Below are 18,541 nucleotides of genomic sequence, written 5' to 3' on the forward strand. Positions count from 1 at the left end.
AAGTTAATGAGTGCGGGCCTGGAGCTGGTCATCCAGCTCGCGCAGTCGATCGACCGTGCCGATATCGCGCCACTCGCCAGCGAGCAGGCTGCCGCCCACCCGCCCTTGCGCCATCCAGTCACGGAGCAGGGGCGCCAGTTTGCGGGCGCCGCCCGCGAGACCGGCAAAGGCCGCCGGATCATATAGTCCGACCCCGCTGAAGGTAAACGCTGGCGTATCCACGACTCGCCCTTCTTGCAGGGCAAAGTCCCCGTTCGGGTGCTGGGGCGGATTGGGCACCAGCCAAAGGTGGGCCAAATCATCGCCAAGGGGCTGACTGACCAGAGTGTGATAATCGAGATCGAGCCAGGTATCGCCGTTGATCACCAAAAAGGGTTCTGAACCCAGCAGCGGCAGCGCCTGCACGATGCCGCCTGCGGTCTCCAGCGCGCTCTCCTCGGCTGACCAGTGGATGGTCACGCCAAGCGCACTGCCATCACCAAGGCTCTCGACCAACTTGTGGCCGAGCCAGGCATGGTTGATCACCAGCTCGGTCACGCCAGCGGCTTTGAGTTTTTCGATGTGATGAACGATGAGCGGCTTGCCCCCCACCGCCAACAACGGCTTGGGCAGCAGGTCGGTCAGCGGGCGCATCCGCTCGCCACGGCCAGCGGCCAGGATCATCGCCTTCATGGTTTTACCCCTGCATTGGCAATTCCCGGCAACACCACCTGCTCCAGCCACTGACCAAAACGGGCCAGTACCGGATAGGCGCTACCGTGAGTGCGACAGACATCCACCACGTAGCCGAGGGTGCGGGGAATATCCTTGAGATAGCCGGACTTGCCGTCGCGATGATAGAGCCGGGTAAAGATTCCGGCAGCTTTGAGGTGGCGCTGCATGCCGGTCAGGTCGGCATCACGACGGAAACTGGCATAATCGAGCTCGCCAAGCAGACCCGCCTGTTGCAGGGTGGCAAAGCCGTGGCGCATCCCTTCATCGATCACCTCGTCCGGCCAGCGCACGTAACAATCTTTCAGCAGGGAGACCAGATCATAAGTGAGCGGCCCGATGACCATATCCTGAAAATCGATGATGGCCAGCCGGCTGCTCTCGGGGGTATCACCGCCACACACCATCAGGTTGCGACTGTGAAAATCTCTATGCATCACCCCCTGCGGCTGGGCCAGATTGCAGGCGGTGAGGCAGGCAAAGGTCTCGTCCAGCAGTTGCTGCTCTTCGTCGCTCAGGGTCAGTTTTAGATGGTGACCCAGCAGCCACTCGGGGAAAATGCTGTTTTCCCGCGCCATAAATGCCGCATCGAAGGGTTCAAGCGCCAGTTCAACCGCCCCCAGGCGGGGCAGCAAATCAATCGCCTTGCCATACCAGGCCAGCACGTTGTGCTCGTTCAGGCAGCAGATCAGCTGGGTATCACCCAGGTCGCTGACCGCCAGCAGACCCTGTTCGTAGTCCACCGCCTTCACCTCTGGCGCCAACAGCTGACGCGCCTGCAAGGCCGCCGCGTTACGAACAAACTCATGATTTTTTTCGGTTTTCGGATTGGCATCCACCCACACAAGACCACCACCACGAGAGTAGCGGCGGAAGCTGGCATCACCGGAAATGAGGGTAAGCGTGAGAGTGGCATCACCGGAAATACGGCGTGCCCACTGCAATAGCAGGGAATCGCGATCGTGCATAAGTAGAGGACCAAGGTGGAAAGCAGCACTTGGCTGTTAGCCCTGGCCGCAATAATGCTTTATCATTGCCGGCTAACATAAAGCAATGACATGCAATGTCAACTCGATGAAACCTGTCGTAAAATGCATGCCTTGGATCAACCGTATCTATCACGGATTGCACGAGTCTTTCACATGACAAAATGGACACTGGGGTACCGCTATCCCATCGCCCTGACTATCAGCCTGGCCCCCGCACTCACCTCTATGATGGTGCAGGCGGCCCCGTTCGAAGCGCCGCCAGCCACCGGCATTCTCGATAGTCTCTGCTATGACTATGTTCCCAAGATAGAGAAGCCTGCATCGGATCAGGATGCCAACGCACAGCCGGTCGAGGTTGATGCTGACCGTCTCGAGGCCAAACAGGGCGGCACCGCCGTCTATGAAGGCGACGTCAAGGTTCGTCAGGGTGTTCGCAAGTTTGACTCCGACTATGCCCAGCTCGACCAGAAGAGCCGGGATGTCATCGCCATCGGCAACATCTATTACAACGACGGTCAGGTGACCGTCACCAGCGACAAGACCCTCAAATCCAACCTGGATACCAAGAACTCCGAACTGGAAGAGGGCAAGTATCAGGTGCATGGCTCACCGGTGCGCGGCTTTGCCAAGCGCGTGGTGATGACCAACAACAACCAGAACATCACCATGGAGGGGGCCCAGTACACCACCTGCCCCCCCGGTCAGGAAGTGTGGACCCTCAAGGCGGGCAGCATCGACATCGACCAGAAAGAGGTGTTCGGCGAAGCCTGGAATGCCAGCCTCTGGCTCTATGACTACCCGGTGTTCTACTTCCCCTATATCAACTTCCCCATCAAGGATGAGCGGAAAACCGGTCTGCTCTACCCGGGTTACAAGCAAAGCTCCAGCAACGGCATGGATATCACCCAGCCCTTCTACTGGAACATAGCTCCCAACTACGATGCCACCATCACTTCCCGTTTTATGGACAAACGCGGCCTGATGGAGCAGGTGGAGTTCCGCTACATGCCGGACCCCGCCCACACCGGCACCCTCTATTTTGAAAATCTGGCGGATGACAAGCAGTACAGCCCGAGCAATCCGAGTCTGGCTGGCCTGTCCGATGGCCATCGCTACCTGATGAACGTCCGCCACGGTTCCGCCCTGATGGATGGCAGCCTGCGTTTTGGTATCGACTACACCCAGGTGCGCGACAAGGACTACAACTACTTCAACGACTTCAGCCCGCAAGTGGGCACTCAGGTCGACAGTCAGTTGCAGCAATCCTTTACCGCCGGCTACTACCAGCACAACTGGAACCTCACCTCCGAGGTGCGCCGCTACCAGATCCTGAGCCCATATGCGCTGCTGCCCCACGAGATGCTGCCGCGTATCGACTACAACTACTATCAGCAAGGCAAGTGGTTCGATCTGGCCTGGAACAGTGAACTGACCAAGTTTGGCTATGACAGTGGCAGTGCCGCTACTCTGCAAGCAGGTGAGCGCTATACCGCCACCCGCCTGCATCTGGCGCCAACCCTGACCGTGCCCTTGGTGGATGCACCGGGTTACTACCTGACCAGTCAGTACAAGCTGATGTTTACCTCCTACAACCAGGAGGTACCCGATAATCTGGTTAGCCAGGACCGCAGCCGTTTCACCGATGCAGACAGCAAACAGCTGACCCTGAAAGAGGGCACCATTACCCGTACTCTGCCCTCCTTCCGCCTCAAGGGGGGCGTCAACTTCGATCGGCCGCTCGACTGGTATGATGGCAAGGGCACCCAAACCCTGGAACCCGAGTTCCAGTACCTCTATATCCCTTACAAAAATCAGGACGAGATCGGGATCTACGACTCCACCACCACCCGTCAGGACTACTACAGCCTGTTCAGTGACCGCCGCTTTGCCGGTCTCGACCGCATCAGCGATGCCAATCGGGTCACCGTTGGCCTGACCAGCCGGGTCTATGACAATGTGGGTGATGAACGGTTGCGTCTGGCGGTGGCCCAGGCCTTCGAAATGACACCACCCAAGGTGCGCCTCTACCCTTCAAATCCGGAAAGCACCAACGCCCGCTCCCTGCTCTCGTTCGAGGGGGATGCCCGGATCACCGATGAGTGGTTTGCCCATGCGGGGACCCAGTACGATACCTCCGAGGGTGAATTTACGGCTGGCAACGGTGCAGTCGAGTACCGAACCGGCAAGCTGACCACTCAGGTCAACTACCGCTACATCAAGGATGGCAACCTGGACTATCGCTATCCGACCAACACGGCACTAGCAGAAGATCTGAGCCAGGCGGGCCTGGTGATGATGGCGCCGATCGCCGATCAGTGGCAGATGTATGGCGGTTACTACCGTGACATCAAGCAGGATGTGAACATTGACCGCAAGATCGGTGTCAAATACGACTCCTGCTGCTGGAGCATCAACATGAGCCTGGAGTGGCACAATCAGCCGGACAACGTAACCCTGAAGCCCACTTCGGAAAAAGTCATTGGTCTGCAGTTTGAAATGAAGGGACTTGGCAGCGTGGGTACCGGTGGCCGCAGCGTCACACTGGATACCGAGCTGTTGCCCTATGTTCGCCCGTTTAATCTGAAAGGCCAGCAATGATGCTGGTCCAGCCTTGAGAGATGGATATGAAAAAGACCCTGATTGCCCTGCTGACCGCGGGAATGTTCGGTGCCATGAGCCAGGCCGCACTGGCTGCGCCCGAGCTGATGGACAAGGTGCTGGCCGTGGTCAACAAGGACGTGGTGCTGTCCAGCCAACAGGACGCACTGGTCAACAAGGTAAAACTCTCCGCTCAGGAGAGCGGCCAGTCCCTGCCTGACGATGCCACCCTGCGCAAACAGGCGCTGGATCGCCTGATCCAGGAGAGCCTGCAGTTGCAACTGGCGGAGCGCCAGGGGCTGAAGATCAGCGACACCCAGCTGGAACAGGCTATTCAGGGCATCGCTGCCGACAACAAGATGACCCTGGATCAGCTGCGGGCCCAGCTCGCCCGTGAAGGGATGACCTATGCCCAATATCGGGAAGAGGTTCGCCGCGAGATCCTGATGAACGAGGTGCGCCGCAACCAGGTGCGCCGCCGTATCAACATCTCCGAGCAGGAGGTGAAGCAGGTGGTGGAGATCCTGAAGAAACAGGGTCAACAGCAGAACGAATACCACGTCGGCCATATCCAGATTGCCCTGCCGGACAACCCCACTGCCGCCCAGCTGGATGCCGCCAAGAGCAAGATCGAGCGCATTCTGGCCGCCCTCAAGCAGGGTGCCGACTTCCGCAAACTGGCCATTGCCGAGAGTAACGGTCCCAAGGCGTTGGAAGGGGGCGACTGGGGCTGGATGAGCCCGCAAGAGATGCCGACCCTGATGGCGGAAGCGGTACAGGGTGCCAAGAAGGGCGACATCGTCGGCCCGCTGCGCTCCGGCGCCGGCCTGCACATCGTCAAGGTGTTCGACACCAAGGGTCAGCAGCAAGTGATGCAGACCGAGGTGAAGGCCCGCCACATCCTGATCAAGCCGTCCATTATCCTGAGCGAAGAGAAAGCCAAGGGGATGCTGGACGGCATTCTGCACGACATCAAGAGCGGCAAGGCAAGCTTCGCCAGCATGGCGGAGAAGTACTCCGAAGATCCGGGCTCTGCGGTGCAAGGTGGCGAACTGGGCTGGTCTGATCCCAACGTCTATGTCCCCGAGTTCCGCGACATGGTCAACCGTCTGCAACCGGGCCAGATCAGTGCCCCGTTCCGTACCAGCCACGGCTGGCACATCGTGCAGGTGGAAGATCGCCGCAGCCAGGATGCGACCGACAAGGCTCAGGAGCAGCGCGCCTACCAGCTGATCTACAACCGTCGCTTCGTGGAAGAGTCCCAGGCGTGGCTGGATGAGCTGCGTGACGAGGCCTACATCCAGATCGAAGGAGCCGGTAGCTGATGAGCTGCCGTCGCCTTGCCGTTACCCCGGGCGAACCGGCCGGGATCGGCCCGGATCTGGTGCTGCAGATTGCCCAGCAGGATTGGCCCCACCAGTTGGTGGTGATCGCCGATCCGGCGCTGCTGCGCGAGCGGGCAACCCTGCTTGGGCTGCCCATCGAGCTTGAGCCCTACGATGCCGCTGCCCCTGCCCGCCCCCAGCGGGCGGGCACCCTGACCGTCTGTCCGGTCATCCTCGGCGCCTCTGTGGTGCCGGGCGAGCTGAACGAAGGCAATGGCGCCTATGTATTGGCTACCCTGCAGCGCGCCTGTGATGGCAACATGAGCGGCGAATTTGCCGCCGTGGTGACCGGGCCGGTGCACAAGGGGATCATCAACCAGGCCGGGGTCTCGTTCAGCGGCCACACCGAGTTCTTTGCCCAGCAATCCAACACCGCCGATGTGGTGATGATGCTGGCAACCGAGGGGCTGCGGGTTGCGCTGGCGACCACCCATATTCCGCTGGCCTATGTGGCGATGGCCATCACCGAGGATCGCCTCGGCAAGGTGATCCGGATCCTCAATGAGGATCTCGCCACCAAGTTTGGCATCGCCAAACCCCGTATTTACGTCTGCGGCCTCAACCCCCATGCGGGGGAAGGTGGCCATCTCGGACGTGAAGAGATTGACGTGATCGAACCCGCCTTGGCCACCCTGCGCCAGGAAGGGATCGATCTGGTCGGCCCATTGCCGGCCGACACCCTGTTCCAGGAGAAATACCTCAAGGATGCGGATGCGGTACTCGCCATGTACCACGACCAGGGGCTGCCTGTGCTCAAATACAAGGGCTTCGGCAGTTCGGTCAATATCACCCTGGGGCTTCCCTTCATCCGCACTTCGGTGGATCACGGCACCGCGCTGGATCTGGCAGGCAAGGGCCTGGCCGATCCGGGCAGCCTTGTCACCGCGATTAACCACGCCATCAAGATGGTAGAGAAAAAAAGATATGAGCAGTAAGGTGCACATGGGCCACACGGCCCGTAAGCGTTTCGGTCAGAACTTCTTGCACGACCGGTATGTGATCGATCAGATCGTCGCCGCCATCAACCCGCAGCCGGGTCAGAATCTGGTGGAGATCGGTCCGGGTCTGGCCGCGCTGACCGAGCCGGTCGCCGCCCAGATGGACAAAATGACCGTGGTCGAGCTTGACCGGGACCTGGCAGCTCGCCTGCGCGAGCACCCGACCCTCAAAGACAAGTTGACCGTCATCGAAGCGGACGCCATGCGTTTCGACTTCGGCACCCTGATGGGTGAAGGCAAGGGGCCGCTGCGGATCTTCGGCAACCTGCCCTACAACATCTCCACCCCGCTCATCTTCCACCTGTGCGAGTTCGCCGCCCGGGTTGAAGACATGCACTTCATGCTGCAAAAGGAAGTGGTGTTGCGTCTGGCAGCAGGCCCGGGCAGCAAGGCTTATGGCCGCCTGAGCGTGATGACCCAGTACTACTGCCAGGTGGTGCCGGTGCTGGAAGTGGGCCCGGGCGCCTTCAAACCGGCGCCGAAAGTGGACTCTGCCGTAGTTCGCCTGATCCCGCACAAGAATCCGACCATAGTCGCAAAAGACATTCGTTGTCTGAATCGCGTCTGTACCGAGGGCTTTGGCCAGCGTCGCAAGACCATCCGCAACAGCTTCTCCAACTTCATAACCGACGCCCAGTTGACCGAGCTTGGTATCGATGGCAACCTGCGCCCGGAGAACCTCTCCCTCGAGCAGTTTGTCATGATCGCCAACTGGCTGGCGGATCAGCAACAGGCCTGATCCTGTGGCACTCCCGCACATCGAGATCCGCCCATACCCCGTGTATGTGGCGGGCTCCAAAGACCCTTACCAGTTTCACTATCTGATCGAGATTGAGAATCTGGGGCCCGGCCCGGTGCAACTGCTGCATCGGCGCTGGCTCATCACCGATGCCAATGGCAAGATGCTGGAAGTGGCAGGCCCGGGCGTGGTCGGGGAACAACCCGTCATTGCCGAAGGTGAAACCTACCGCTACCAGAGTGGCGTGCCGCTGGCGACCCCGCTTGGGGTGATGGAAGGGAGCTATACCCTGCAAGATGGCTCTGGTCAGCAGTTTGAGGCGCCCATCGCCCCCTTCACGCTGGCTATCCCCAATATTATCAACTGAGGTTTCATGGCGAACTATTTTGTCGGTGACATCCAGGGCTGTTACGACGACTTGCGCCGTCTGCTGGATCTTGCCGCGTTCGATCCCGAAAATGACGTGCTCTGGCTCTGCGGCGATCTGGTCGCTCGCGGCCCGGACTCCCTCAATACCCTACGTTTTGTCAAAGGGCTGGGCAACCGCGCCGTCACCGTGCTCGGCAACCACGATCTGCACCTGCTGGCGGTCGCCAATGGCGTTGCACCGCTCAAGAAGAAGGACAAGCTGCAGAGCCTGATGGATGCGCCGGATCGGGATGAACTGCTGGAGTGGCTGCGCCACCGCCCGCTGCTGGCCGAACATCCGGATCTGCCCATCATGATGGTGCATGCCGGGATCTCCCCCGCATGGGATGTCCGCACCGCGCGCAACTGCGCCCGCGAGGTAGAGAGCCTGCTGCGCGGTGACCAGTACAGCTGGCTGCTGCACAACATGTACGGCGACCAGCCCGATGGCTGGAAAGATGATCTGGTCGGGATCGACCGCTACCGCTACATCATCAACACCTTCACCCGGATGCGCTTCTGCTATTTCGACGGTCGTCTCGACTTCAAATGCAAGAAGGGGCCCAAGGAGTCGACCCCGGGGCTGCGTCCCTGGTTCGAGCAGCGCGAGCATCACGTAGATGACCCCATTCTAGTGTTCGGCCACTGGGCAGCGCTGATGGGCAACACCGGCAAAAGCGATATCAAGGCGCTCGATACCGGCTGTGTTTGGGGCAATAGCCTCACCCTGTGGCGCTACGAGGATGATGCCCTCTTGGCCACCCCCTGCCCCACTCACGCCAGCTAGGGGGAACACAGCAATCTGGCGGTCGCTGCCGCACGGATTGCCACAACCCGCTCCAATAACAAAGCCCGGCTGGTTGCCGGGCTTGCTGTTTTAGGTTCCCTGTTTTCCGGCGAATGAAGTTACAACTTGCGCCCCAGCCGCTTCTCGATCTGGCGCCTCTCCCACTCGGGGCCAAACAGCTTGAAGGGCTGAAACACCCGAACAGCATGGGAGGCAAGCCCCAATCCCCAGCCCAGGGTTGGCCACCATGCCCAGATGTACTCCGGATTGCTCAGGTAGTTGATAACAAACAGCCCGCAGATCACCACCACGTAGCTGGCGACATGGTGATAGAAGCCCTTGAGCTCCTCCACATAGCGCATTGCCGCCCGCTCCTCTGTCGATACCTGCACCGCATCCTGACCCATAGTGTCACTTCCTCTCATCTCGCGCTCCTGTTGCTCTGATCCATCCAGTTGAGCCACATCGAGTTCAAAGACGGCGGCCAGGGCCTTGAGAGATTCCAGTCCGGGTTGCTGCCCCTGCTCGATCCGCTGGATAGTGCGGACACTCAAACCAGTCAACGTTGCCAACTGATCCTGAGACCAACCCCGTTGCAATCTCAACTTCCTGACGATCATCTCGAACTCCTTGTGGTAATTGACAGGGCCAGCATAGGGCTTGCGCCGCGAAAGATGACACGACAGATGGCCGACATCAACCTGACAACTCTTTAAAATCAATTAGTTGAATAAACATAAAGAGATATAAGGTCAAGCTCTGGCACACATGCAGATGTGCCCGGAAGTGTCATCACAGGCTCTGCATCAGCTCGGCGGCAATCTCGAAAGAACGCAGTCGGGCCTGATGATCGACGATGGGCCCATTGAACATCAGCTCATCAGCGCGGGTTTCCGCCAGCAGCGCCTTGAGGCCATGACGAACCTGCTCCGGGTTGCCCACTAGCGAGCGGGCCAAGGTCTGCTCCATCGCCATCAGTTCACGGGGCGCCCACTCGTCACCAAGCTGGACGACCGGCGCGGGCAGCTTGCCCGCATCACCGCGATGAAGGCGCAAGAACTGCTGCTGCACGGTAGTGAACTGGAAGCGGGCCTCCCGCTCACTGTCGGCGGCGATCATGTTGATGCAGACCACCGCATGGGGCTTGGGCCAGCGAGCGGAGGGGCGATACTGGCTGCGGTAGATCTCCAGCGCCTGCAGCAACATGGCGGGCGCGAAATGGGAAGCAAAACCGAATGGCAAGCCCATTGCCGCTGCAAGTTGCGCGCTGTAGAGGCTGGAGCCCAGCAGCCAGATGGGCAGATGCAGCCCCTGACCGGGCACCGCCTGCACCGCGCCAATCTCGTCGCCAAAGTAGCTCATCAGCTCACGCACATCGGCGGGGAAATCATCCACCTCACCGCTGCGCATACGCCGCAGCGCCCGCATGGTGCGCTGATCGGTCCCGGGGGCGCGACCAAGACCGAGATCGATGCGGTCGGGATAGAGCGAAGCCAAGGTGCCAAACTGTTCGGCAATCACAAGCGGCGAGTGGTTCGGCAGCATGATGCCACCCGCGCCGATCCGCAGAGTGGTGGTGGCTTCAGCCAGATGGCCGATCAGCACCGAGGTAGCTGCACTGGCAATGCCCGGCATGTTGTGATGTTCGGCCAGCCAGTAGCGCAGGTAACCCCAACCCTCGGCATGGCGGGCAAGATCCCGTGAACGGCGAAACGACTCGGCAGGCACGGAACCTTCGGCAACAGGCACCAGATCGAGCACGGAATAGGGGATGGCAGACATGGGTCACTCCATTGATTTACAGACCAGTAACAAGTGGGGCAATGTAGCACGGGATACCTGAATGAATCACTATCTCCTGCCACACTCTGCCTGCCAAGCGGCAGCAATCGAACGGAACAAATCTCAGGCAAGTATTGTTTGAACGCTCATCCTGCTGGCCGCGCAAGCCTGGGGGTGGATCATATTTTCTTACATTTGCGGGCTGGCCTGAGCGCCCCGGGCTGGTTATAACGGTGCCCCTATAGCGAAGGGGGAGCAACAGACTCCCCCTCACTCTTTGTCACACCACACTGTTCAGGTTATCTATGTCAAAACATCTCGTTCTGCTGGGCGCGCTGACGCTCTCCGGCTGCGCCCTGTTGTCTCCCCCCGCCCCCACCGTCACCCCGGTGCACCTTGCCGATACCAGCCAGCGCGGCTTCTACATCGAGTGCAGCAGCATGAAAGCCTGCTTCCAGCAGGCCAACCAGACCTGCCCGCAAGGTTACAAGGAGACCGACCGCCGCCAGCAGACGCTCTACAGCACCCAGTATCTGGGGGGAAGCTATGACGACGAAAAGAAGGTCTACAAAGCAGCCAAGCCCTATCGCATCGCCAACACAATCCTCTCGCTGACCATCCAGTGTCCCGTCACTACAGGCTGAGCCAACCGAAGGGGTGCTCTCTCCCGTTACTGCGAAAAAGAAAACGGTCAACCGAGGTTGACCGTTTTTCACTGCGCAGCACCCTTAGAACAGCAGGTGTGCCACCCCGGCAATAACCGGCAAGGTGACCAGGGTGCGCAGCAGGAAGATAACGAACAGCTCCCACAGCTTGACCGGGATCTTGCTGCCCAGCAGCAGGGCGCCCACTTCCGACATATAGATCAGCTGGGTCACCGACATGGCGGCAATCACGAAGCGGGTCATGTCACTCTCGATGGTCGAGGCCAGCACCGCCGGAATGAACATGTCGGCAAAACCGACCATGATGGTCTTGGACGCCGCTTCCGCCTCCGGCAGTTGCAGCAGCTCCAGCAAGGGGACAAACGGAGCGCCAAGCCAGTTGAAGATAGGGGTGTGCTCGGCCAGCATCAGGGCACAGGTACCGATCGCCATTACCACCGGCAGCACGCCAAACACCATATCCAGTGCATTCTTCACCCCTTCCCGTGCGACTGCGCCGAGATCAGTCATGCTGTCAGCCTTGGTCAGCGCCCGCTCGAAGCCATAGCTCATCACGCTGTGCTGGTGCGGCACTGCTTCCTGCTTGCGGCACAGGGGGGTGCCATCGGCATAGATGTCCTTCTTCCAGCAAAGTGGCGGTAAACGCGGCACCACGATAGCGGCGACCACCCCCGCCAGACAGACGGTCAGGTAAAAGGGGACAAACATGTGCTCCAGCTTCACCTGGGAGATCACCACCAGACAGAAGGTGATGGAGACCGCAGAGAAGGTGGTGCCAATCACCGCGGCTTCACGCTGGGTATAGAACTTCCCTTCGTACTGCTTGCTGGTCAGCAGGATGCCGACGCTGCCATCGCCAAGCCAGGAGGCAAAGCAGTCCACTGCGGAGCGCCCCGGCAACCGGAACACCGGACGCATGATGCGGGTCATCATGGTGCCGACAAATTCCAGCAACCCGAAATCGAGCAGCAACGGCAGCAGCAGGCCGGCAAAAATGAAGACCGAAAACAGCACCGGCAGCAGATCGTTGAGCACCAGTCCACCGGTTGCGCCGGAGTAAAGCACCTCTGGCCCCACCTGGAAGAAGGTCAGCAGCACGAAGATACCGCCCAATACCCGCACGCAGGCCCAGAAAGGGGAGACATTGAACAAACTGTTGAGGAAAGGACGACGCACCAGAATCGCTGGCTTGAACAACCAGGCAATCACCGTCATCAGCATGGTGGTGGTGATCACCGCACTGACCATGGCGACTAGATAATCGGCAAAAACGCGCTGTACCAGCTTGGCCAGCACGGCCACCGGGATGGTGACGTTACCGTCATAGACGACCGGCGTCATGAACAGCAGGATCCCGATAAGTGACGGAACCAGAAACATCAACAAATTACGGCGAGTATTGACCGCAGGTGCTTCGAGACTCTTTTCCAACATGATATGACAGCCCTAATGTTACTTTTCCCTAGCCAGGCCAACCTGCGTATTCATGCATTAACCGGCAAAGCGGGCGCAAGAATACTCTAAAAAAATGCACAAACAAGCCCTTAAGGCAGAAATCTGCGCATAAATATTTCCACAGGTAAACCTTCCATTAAAACAATAAGATACAGCGGCGCATATCGATTCAATCGACATCGCCAGATGATTGTTTCGTTATTGTTAATTTTGGTGGGCAGTATAATCGGTTATCAGTGGCAGGCAATAAGTGACATCACAAATATATCTAATGAGTTGCTGCTCGATAGACATAAAAAAACCGGAGCCTGTTCAGGCTCCGGTTTTCAATGAGAGTGACGGGGATCAGTCACGGACGTAGATGACTTCAACGCCATCATCTTCGTCGTCATCCCAATCGTCATCATCAAGCCCTTCATCGAAGGCAAGAGAGGCAGCCAGTGCTTCCGCTTCAGCCTTGGCCAGCTGGTTCTTGTGGTAGTCATCCCACTTGAACTCCACCTTCTCGATGGCGTCTTTGGCATCTTCCGCCAGCTGACGGGGCATGGTATCCAGCAGATCCAGAATGTCGTAGCAGACCTTCTTGGTGCCTTCCTTGCTGATGGCAGTGATGGCATAGACCGGACCTTCGTGGTTCAGGGCCGCCTTGACGCGATCCATCACCTCCTGAGCTTCTTCTTCCAGGATCAGGTCCATCTTGTTAAACACCAACCAGCGCGGCTTGCCAGCCAGTTCCGGGCTGTACTTCTCCAGCTCCTTGACGATGGTCACGGCATTTTCAGCAGGATCGGAGCCATCAACCGGGCAGATATCCACCAGGTGGATCAGCACGCGGCAACGCTCGAGGTGTTTCAGGAAGCGGATACCCAGGCCTGCGCCTTCGGCAGCGCCTTCGATCAGACCCGGGATATCGGCGATCACGAAGGAGCGGGAGTTCTCACCACGCACCACACCCAGGTTCGGTACCAGGGTAGTGAAGGGGTAATCAGCCACTTTCGGGCGAGCCGCAGAAACGGCGCGAATAAAGGTAGACTTGCCTGCGTTGGGCAGACCCAGCATGCCGACATCGGCCAGCAGCAGCAGCTCCAGCTTCAGGGTACGCACTTCACCCGGAGTACCGTTACTCTTCTGGCGGGGAGCACGGTTGACGGAGCTCTTGAAGCGGGTGTTGCCCAGACCGTGGAAACCACCTTTGGCAACCAGCAGCTTCTGCTCGTGGTGGGTCAGGTCCCCCAGCAGTTCACCGGTATCTTCATCGGTCGCACGGGTACCGACCGGCACGCGCAGGATCTTGTCCTTGCCGCGGCGACCGGTACAGTTGGCGCTCTGGCCATTCTCACCGCGCTCGGCAGCATGGAAACGCTCGAAACGGTAGTCGATCAGGGTATTGAGGTTTTCGTCGGCGATCAGATATACGTCGCCACCGTCACCGCCGTCACCGCCGTCCGGACCACCGTTGGGAATATATTTTTCACGGCGAAAGCTTACACAACCGTTACCACCGTCACCGGCATCGACTCGAATCTGGACTTCATCAACAAACTTCATAGGTAACCGTCACCTTAATTCGAAAAACCGATACGCAATTATAGTGGTACAGACCCCTGCGGGCGATACGCATCTTGCCAATCATGCCCGTCAGAGCCAAAGTCAGCTGCGTTCCGTTTTTTCGTCAACGACATCAGAAAGACGTCAGAAAAACAAAAGCCCCGCCTGTTGGCGGGGCTTCGGATCCTTGCGGTCCGTAATTACTCAGCAACGATGCTAACGTACTTACGATTCAGCGGACCTTTAACTTCGAACAGGATTTTACCAGTCGCGGTAGCGAACAGGGTGTGATCCTTGCCCAGACCAACGTTAGTGCCAGCGTGGAACTTGGTACCACGTTGACGAACGATGATGCTGCCAGCCAGAACTGTTTCGCCGCCGAAACGCTTCACGCCCAGGCGTTTAGCTTCAGAATCGCGACCGTTGCGGGATGAACCGCCAGCTTTTTTGTGTGCCATTTATCGGACTCCTCTAATTAAGCGCTGATGCCAGTGATTTTGACTTCAGTGAACCACTGACGGTGGCCCGCTTGCTTACGATGGTGCTTACGACGACGGAACTTGACGATAGTCACTTTCTCGCCACGGCCGTGAGCCACAACTTCAGCTACAACCTTGCCACCTTCAACGAAAGGAGCACCTACTTTAAAAGTGTCGCCTGCAGCAACCATCAGAACTTCGTTGAAGTCGATGGTAGCGCCAGTCTCAACGTTCAGCTTTTCCAGACGAACGATTTGACCTTCGGCCACACGGTGTTGTTTTCCGCCGCTTTGGAATACCGCGTACATTTGATTAACTCCGTAAAGGCATGTCTTTTGCTCAAGGCTAGACATGCGCAAAAACCTATAACAATGGGCGGGCATTCTACGCAAATCGATCTGCTCAGGCAAGGCCAATTTAGCAAAAAGTTTATTTTGTGCGCATATCTGCCGCCGTGGATAAACGCCTAACTGTAACCCATTGTGAAATCGTGTAGAATCCCTGCCATTACTAAAATCGCAGTTATTGCTGCTGTCACGTTACGAGACTTATGGACCAACAGACTATCCGTGCGCTCTGTGCCGCCGACATGACGGCGGTCAATGAACTGATCCTGGCCCGACTCCAGTCCGACGTTAGTCTGATTAATCAGCTGGGTTTCTACATTGTCAGCGCCGGCGGGAAACGGATGCGCCCCATGCTGACCGTGATGGCTGCGCGTGCGCTGGGCTATGAAGGTGAGGATCACCTGAAACTGGCCGCCATCATCGAATTCATTCACACCTCTACCCTGCTGCATGACGACGTGGTCGACGAATCCGACCTGCGCCGCGGCCGGGAGACCGCCAACGCCATGTTTGGCAATGCTGCCAGCGTGCTGGTCGGTGACTACCTCTATAGCCGCTCCTTCCAGATGATGGCCGAACTCTCCAACCTGCGGGTGATGGAGATCCTCTCGGATGCCACCAACACCATCGCCGAAGGGGAAGTGTTGCAACTGATGAACTGCAACGACCCGGATACCACCGAAGAGAGCTACATGACGGTCATCTACTGCAAGACCGCCAAGCTGTTCGAGGCCGCCACTCGCCTTGCCGCCGTGCTGACCCATCAGCCCGAGCCCGTCGAGCAGGCCATGACCGATTACGGCAAGTATCTGGGCACCGCGTTCCAGATCATTGATGACGTGATGGACTACTGCTCCCAGAGCGAAGAGATGGGCAAGAACGTCGGCGACGATCTGGCCGAAGGCAAACCGACCCTGCCGCTGCTGCGCGCCATGGCAGTGGGTACGCCGGAAGAGCGCCAGCTGGTGCGCGATGCCATCGAGCACCGCAACGGCATGGAGCATCTTGAGCAGATCCTTGGCATTCTCGACCGCACTGGCGCGCTGGAATACTCCCGCATGCGTGCCAGGAAAGAGGCCGACAAGGCCATTGCTGCCCTCGCCATCCTGCCGGACTCCCCGCACAAGCACGCGCTGGAAACACTGGCCCACATGGCCGTGCAGCGCAGTGCCTGAGTAAACGACATGCATGAAAAAAGAGGCCTTCGGCCTCTTTTTTATTGTCTGCTATCTGCTGGACAGTGCATTGCGCCAGACTCAGCGACTCAGCATCCAGAGGATCACGCTACCCGCCACCACTAGCGAGCCGCCGATACGGCGCAACTGCTCCGGTGGCTGATCGCTCAGTAACCGCAACATATGCTGCCATGCCCTCGGCATCAACAGCGGGCCGAGTCCCTCGAACAACAACAGCAATCCCAACCCCATCAGCATGGATGTCAGCATCTGACCTCCTTCAATGCAACCAGCCCCCTGGGTCGACGGCTGGCGTTGGCACCAAAAACAAAAGGGTCTGACAATGCAGACCCTTTGAATGTGACCTCGTGGCGATTACTGCTTGGTGCCGTGAGGAGACTTGAGGTAACGGAAGAACTCGCTGTCCGGCTTGAGCACCATCAGGTCGTTGCCACCGGCAAAGCTCTTGCGATAGGCCTCCATGCTACGCACGAAGCTGAAAAACTCGGGGTCTTTCTTGTAGCTGTCGGCATAGATCTTGGCGGCTTCCGCATCCCCTTCACCACGCAGCTGGCGAGCGTTACTCTCGGCGTCGGCGATCATGACGGTTACCTTGCGGTCGATATCGGCACGCAGGATTTCAGCCTTCTCGCGACCCTGAGAGCGGTGCTCACGGGCGACTGCGGTACGCTCGGCGCGCATCCGCTGGTAGATGGAGTTGGAGACTTCCACCGGCAGGTTGATCTGCTTGATCCGCACATCCACCACCTTGATACCGAGCTCGGAGGAGCGCGCCATCTTCTTCAGGGCATCTTCCATCACGGTACTGCGCTCACCGGAGACGATGTCCTTGATGGTGCGGTTACCGATCTCGGAACGCAGACCGTTGTTGATCTTGCGCTTGAGCAGATCTTCAGCCTGCAGCTTGTTGCCACCACCGGTTGCCAGGTAGTACTTGGAAAAGTCCTCGATCTTCCACTTCACGTAGGAGTCGATGATCAGGTCTTTCTTCTCGGAGGTAACAAAACGATCGGCCTGGCTGTCAATGGTCTGGATGCGGGCATCCATCTTGCGAACCTGGTCGATGAGCGGCACCTTGAAGTGCAGGCCCGGCTCATAGAGGCGGGGTTCACCGGAGTCAACCCGCTTCACCTTGCCAAACTGCACCACAATCCCCTTCTGACCTTCATCAACGATAAAGACAGAGGAGAAGCAGACCATGGCCGCGACAGCGATTGCACCAATAGCTAGCTTTTTCATCTATCAGTTTCTCCCTGAGCTGAAGCGGTCACCGCTACGCAGCGGCATTGTCGGGGTAGAGTTGGCACCCTCGTTGGAAACGGGGACCTGCTCTGTGACCGGGGCGACAGTGGCACGATCAGACTGGGCAGCCTTCGGCTTGCCAGACAGCTTGTCGAGCGGCAGGTAGATCATGCTGTTGTTGCCAGCCGGCATGTCGACCACCACCTTGTTGGCCTGCTGATAGAGCTCTTCCATGGTTTCCAGATAGATACGCTCACGGGTCAGCTCGGGGGCAGCCAGATACTGGGGCAGCAGCTCGTTGAAGCGAGCAACTTCACCCTGGGCTTTCAACACGATCTGGGATTTGTAAGCTTCCGCTTCCTGCTCCAGACGCTTCACCTGACCACGAGCCTTCGGCTCCACTTCACGGGCATAGGCTTCTGCTTCACGAATGAAGCGCTGTTCATCTTCCTGAGCGGAGATGGCGTCATCAAAGGCGTCTTTCACCTCTTCCGGCGGACGCGCCGGCAGGAAGTTGACATCGACGATCTGCAGACCCATCTGGTAGGGCTCGATGATGCCATCGATCACCTGCCAGGTCTCCTGACGCACCTTCTCACGACCGGTAGTCAGGACGTCATCCATCCGGGTATGACCCACCACGTAGCGCAGGGCGCTATCGGTGGCCTGACCCAGACTCTCGTCGGCATTGGTCACGCTGAACAGATACTGCTCGGGATTGACGACACGGTACTGCACGTCCATCTCGACCCGTACCACGTTCTCATCCTGAGTCAGCATGAAACCGGAGGCAGGCAGGGAGCGCACGGACTCGACGTCCACCGGGATCACCTGATCGATAAAGGTCGGCTTCCAGCGCAGGCCCGGCTCGACAATATGGGAAAACTTGCCAAACCGCAGCACGGCACCACGCTCCGCTTCGCGAATGGTGTAGAAGCCGCTGACGACCCACACCACCACAGCCACAACCAGCGCGATGGAGATACCAAAGCGACCTACATCGCCGCCAGATTTGCCGCCACCAAACAAGCCACCGAAACGGCGACTCACTTTGCGCAGCATTTCATCCAGATCAGGGGGTCCCTGATTCTTGCCGTTATTCCCCCAAGGGTCACGGTCTTTGCCGTTGTTACCAGGCTCATTCCAAGCCATCAGCGTCTCCATTAATACATGCGGATGGATATCATCTCTATCGTGCCATCATACGTTGAG

19 protein-coding genes are annotated in these 18,541 nt (G+C 58.5%); 8 read left to right on the forward strand and 11 right to left on the reverse strand.

Annotated elements, in window-relative coordinates:
- Positions 1–3: 3 nt before the first annotated feature.
- Both murU and ACTG27_RS12520 read right to left on the reverse strand, forming a co-directional pair.
- Positions 4–672, reverse strand: coding sequence for an N-acetylmuramate alpha-1-phosphate uridylyltransferase MurU (gene murU, locus ACTG27_RS12515; RefSeq protein ID WP_100654471.1), 669 nt, complete (start codon positions 670–672; stop codon positions 4–6).
- Positions 669–1,679 carry an aminoglycoside phosphotransferase family protein gene (locus ACTG27_RS12520; RefSeq protein WP_439979752.1) on the reverse strand — a complete coding sequence of 337 codons (1,011 nt, stop codon included), beginning with the start codon at positions 1,677–1,679 and terminating at the stop codon, positions 669–671. Before ACTG27_RS12520 ends, murU begins: the two co-directional genes overlap by 4 nt.
- A gap of 174 nt (positions 1,680–1,853) precedes the next feature.
- Here ACTG27_RS12520 and lptD point away from each other — a divergent pair, with 174 nt between their 5' ends.
- The 6 genes from lptD to ACTG27_RS12550 are packed head-to-tail and all read left to right on the forward strand — an operon-like array spanning position 1,854 to position 8,615.
- Positions 1,854–4,298 carry an LPS assembly protein LptD gene (gene lptD, locus ACTG27_RS12525; protein WP_106842269.1) on the forward strand — a complete coding sequence of 815 codons (2,445 nt, stop codon included), beginning with the start codon at positions 1,854–1,856 and terminating at the stop codon, positions 4,296–4,298.
- A 26-nt stretch (positions 4,299–4,324) separates the two neighbouring features.
- Entirely contained in the window at positions 4,325–5,623 is a 1,299-nt protein-coding gene (surA, locus tag ACTG27_RS12530; RefSeq protein ID WP_005349338.1) for a peptidylprolyl isomerase SurA, read from the forward strand.
- Positions 5,623–6,618 carry a 4-hydroxythreonine-4-phosphate dehydrogenase PdxA gene (gene pdxA / locus ACTG27_RS12535; protein ID WP_064337249.1) on the forward strand — a complete coding sequence of 332 codons (996 nt, stop codon included), beginning with the start codon at positions 5,623–5,625 and terminating at the stop codon, positions 6,616–6,618. The genes surA and pdxA overlap by 1 nt, the downstream gene beginning before the upstream one ends.
- A complete protein-coding gene (rsmA, locus tag ACTG27_RS12540; RefSeq protein WP_439979753.1) occupies positions 6,608–7,420 on the forward strand; it encodes a 16S rRNA (adenine(1518)-N(6)/adenine(1519)-N(6))-dimethyltransferase RsmA in 813 nt (270 codons plus the stop codon). The genes pdxA and rsmA overlap by 11 nt, the downstream gene beginning before the upstream one ends.
- A 4-nt stretch (positions 7,421–7,424) precedes the next feature.
- On the forward strand, positions 7,425–7,787 hold the full coding sequence (gene apaG / locus ACTG27_RS12545) for a Co2+/Mg2+ efflux protein ApaG (RefSeq protein ID WP_031227971.1): 363 nt from the start codon (positions 7,425–7,427) through the stop codon (positions 7,785–7,787).
- A gap of 6 nt (positions 7,788–7,793) precedes the next feature.
- A complete protein-coding gene (locus ACTG27_RS12550; protein ID WP_439979754.1) occupies positions 7,794–8,615 on the forward strand; it encodes a symmetrical bis(5'-nucleosyl)-tetraphosphatase in 822 nt (273 codons plus the stop codon).
- A 119-nt stretch (positions 8,616–8,734) separates the two neighbouring features.
- Here the strand turns inward: ACTG27_RS12550 and ACTG27_RS12555 are convergent, their stop codons facing one another.
- Positions 8,735–9,235, reverse strand: a complete 501-nt coding sequence (locus ACTG27_RS12555) for a 2TM domain-containing protein (RefSeq protein ID WP_236563163.1) — start codon at positions 9,233–9,235, stop codon at positions 8,735–8,737.
- A 172-nt stretch (positions 9,236–9,407) separates the two neighbouring features.
- On the reverse strand, positions 9,408–10,397 hold the full coding sequence (locus ACTG27_RS12560; protein ID WP_439979755.1) for a luciferase-like monooxygenase: 990 nt from the start codon (positions 10,395–10,397) through the stop codon (positions 9,408–9,410).
- Positions 10,398–10,702: 305 nt separating this feature from the next.
- Between ACTG27_RS12560 and ACTG27_RS12565 the strand changes: the two genes are divergently transcribed.
- Positions 10,703–11,041: a hypothetical protein gene (locus tag ACTG27_RS12565; RefSeq protein ID WP_106842265.1), complete on the forward strand. Its 339-nt coding sequence runs from the start codon at positions 10,703–10,705 to the stop codon at positions 11,039–11,041.
- 84 nt (positions 11,042–11,125) lie between these two features.
- Here ACTG27_RS12565 and ACTG27_RS12570 read toward each other — a convergent pair whose 3' ends face one another.
- From ACTG27_RS12570 to rplU, 4 genes are all read right to left on the reverse strand, one after another.
- Complete coding sequence (locus tag ACTG27_RS12570; protein ID WP_005339025.1) at positions 11,126–12,496, reverse strand: YjiH family protein; 1,371 nt, start codon at positions 12,494–12,496, stop codon at positions 11,126–11,128.
- Between the two features lie 366 nt (positions 12,497–12,862).
- Positions 12,863–14,065, reverse strand: a complete 1,203-nt coding sequence (cgtA, locus tag ACTG27_RS12575) for an Obg family GTPase CgtA (RefSeq protein WP_005339026.1) — start codon at positions 14,063–14,065, stop codon at positions 12,863–12,865.
- Positions 14,066–14,265: 200 nt separating this feature from the next.
- The gene (gene rpmA / locus ACTG27_RS12580; protein ID WP_005339028.1) at positions 14,266–14,523 is read right to left on the reverse strand and encodes a 50S ribosomal protein L27; all 258 of its coding nucleotides are present in this window, start codon (positions 14,521–14,523) and stop codon (positions 14,266–14,268) included.
- Between the two features lie 17 nt (positions 14,524–14,540).
- Positions 14,541–14,852: a 50S ribosomal protein L21 gene (gene rplU / locus ACTG27_RS12585; protein WP_005304210.1), complete on the reverse strand. Its 312-nt coding sequence runs from the start codon at positions 14,850–14,852 to the stop codon at positions 14,541–14,543.
- 242 nt (positions 14,853–15,094) lie between these two features.
- Between rplU and ispB the strand changes: the two genes are divergently transcribed.
- The gene (gene ispB, locus ACTG27_RS12590; RefSeq protein WP_335866283.1) at positions 15,095–16,066 is read left to right on the forward strand and encodes an octaprenyl diphosphate synthase; all 972 of its coding nucleotides are present in this window, start codon (positions 15,095–15,097) and stop codon (positions 16,064–16,066) included.
- An 81-nt stretch (positions 16,067–16,147) separates the two neighbouring features.
- Here the strand turns inward: ispB and ACTG27_RS12595 are convergent, their stop codons facing one another.
- The 3 genes from ACTG27_RS12595 to hflK form a co-directional block, all read right to left on the reverse strand.
- Positions 16,148–16,336, reverse strand: a complete 189-nt coding sequence (locus ACTG27_RS12595) for a DUF2065 domain-containing protein (RefSeq protein WP_139434898.1) — start codon at positions 16,334–16,336, stop codon at positions 16,148–16,150.
- A 105-nt stretch (positions 16,337–16,441) separates the two neighbouring features.
- The gene (gene hflC / locus ACTG27_RS12600; protein WP_005339038.1) at positions 16,442–17,326 is read right to left on the reverse strand and encodes a protease modulator HflC; all 885 of its coding nucleotides are present in this window, start codon (positions 17,324–17,326) and stop codon (positions 16,442–16,444) included.
- Positions 17,327–17,329: 3 nt separating this feature from the next.
- The gene (hflK, locus tag ACTG27_RS12605) at positions 17,330–18,481 is read right to left on the reverse strand and encodes an FtsH protease activity modulator HflK (protein ID WP_005339041.1); all 1,152 of its coding nucleotides are present in this window, start codon (positions 18,479–18,481) and stop codon (positions 17,330–17,332) included.
- Positions 18,482–18,541: the final 60 nt, after the last annotated feature.

Origin of the sequence: Aeromonas sp. 97A (genome assembly GCF_051919185.1) — a bacterium.
Lineage (GTDB): Bacteria > Pseudomonadota > Gammaproteobacteria > Enterobacterales > Aeromonadaceae > Aeromonas > Aeromonas veronii.

Coding starts and splice junctions, on each gene's coding strand:
- hflK (WP_005339041.1), bottom strand. CDS start 18,481: ATGGCTTGGAATGAGCCTGGTAACAACGGCAAAGACCGTGACCCTTGG.
- rpmA (WP_005339028.1), bottom strand. CDS start 14,523: ATGGCACACAAAAAAGCTGGCGGTTCATCCCGCAACGGTCGCGATTCT.
- rsmA (WP_439979753.1), top strand. CDS start 6,608: ATGAGCAGTAAGGTGCACATGGGCCACACGGCCCGTAAGCGTTTCGGT.
- ispB (WP_335866283.1), top strand. CDS start 15,095: ATGGACCAACAGACTATCCGTGCGCTCTGTGCCGCCGACATGACGGCG.
- ACTG27_RS12570 (WP_005339025.1), bottom strand. CDS start 12,496: ATGTTGGAAAAGAGTCTCGAAGCACCTGCGGTCAATACTCGCCGTAAT.
- cgtA (WP_005339026.1), bottom strand. CDS start 14,065: ATGAAGTTTGTTGATGAAGTCCAGATTCGAGTCGATGCCGGTGACGGT.
- ACTG27_RS12595 (WP_139434898.1), bottom strand. CDS start 16,336: ATGCTGACATCCATGCTGATGGGGTTGGGATTGCTGTTGTTGTTCGAG.
- pdxA (WP_064337249.1), top strand. CDS start 5,623: ATGAGCTGCCGTCGCCTTGCCGTTACCCCGGGCGAACCGGCCGGGATC.
- rplU (WP_005304210.1), bottom strand. CDS start 14,852: ATGTACGCGGTATTCCAAAGCGGCGGAAAACAACACCGTGTGGCCGAA.
- ACTG27_RS12555 (WP_236563163.1), bottom strand. CDS start 9,235: ATGATCGTCAGGAAGTTGAGATTGCAACGGGGTTGGTCTCAGGATCAG.
- ACTG27_RS12550 (WP_439979754.1), top strand. CDS start 7,794: ATGGCGAACTATTTTGTCGGTGACATCCAGGGCTGTTACGACGACTTG.
- lptD (WP_106842269.1), top strand. CDS start 1,854: ATGACAAAATGGACACTGGGGTACCGCTATCCCATCGCCCTGACTATC.
- surA (WP_005349338.1), top strand. CDS start 4,325: ATGAAAAAGACCCTGATTGCCCTGCTGACCGCGGGAATGTTCGGTGCC.
- ACTG27_RS12565 (WP_106842265.1), top strand. CDS start 10,703: ATGTCAAAACATCTCGTTCTGCTGGGCGCGCTGACGCTCTCCGGCTGC.
- murU (WP_100654471.1), bottom strand. CDS start 672: ATGAAGGCGATGATCCTGGCCGCTGGCCGTGGCGAGCGGATGCGCCCG.
- ACTG27_RS12560 (WP_439979755.1), bottom strand. CDS start 10,397: ATGTCTGCCATCCCCTATTCCGTGCTCGATCTGGTGCCTGTTGCCGAA.
- hflC (WP_005339038.1), bottom strand. CDS start 17,326: ATGAAAAAGCTAGCTATTGGTGCAATCGCTGTCGCGGCCATGGTCTGC.
- ACTG27_RS12520 (WP_439979752.1), bottom strand. CDS start 1,679: ATGCACGATCGCGATTCCCTGCTATTGCAGTGGGCACGCCGTATTTCC.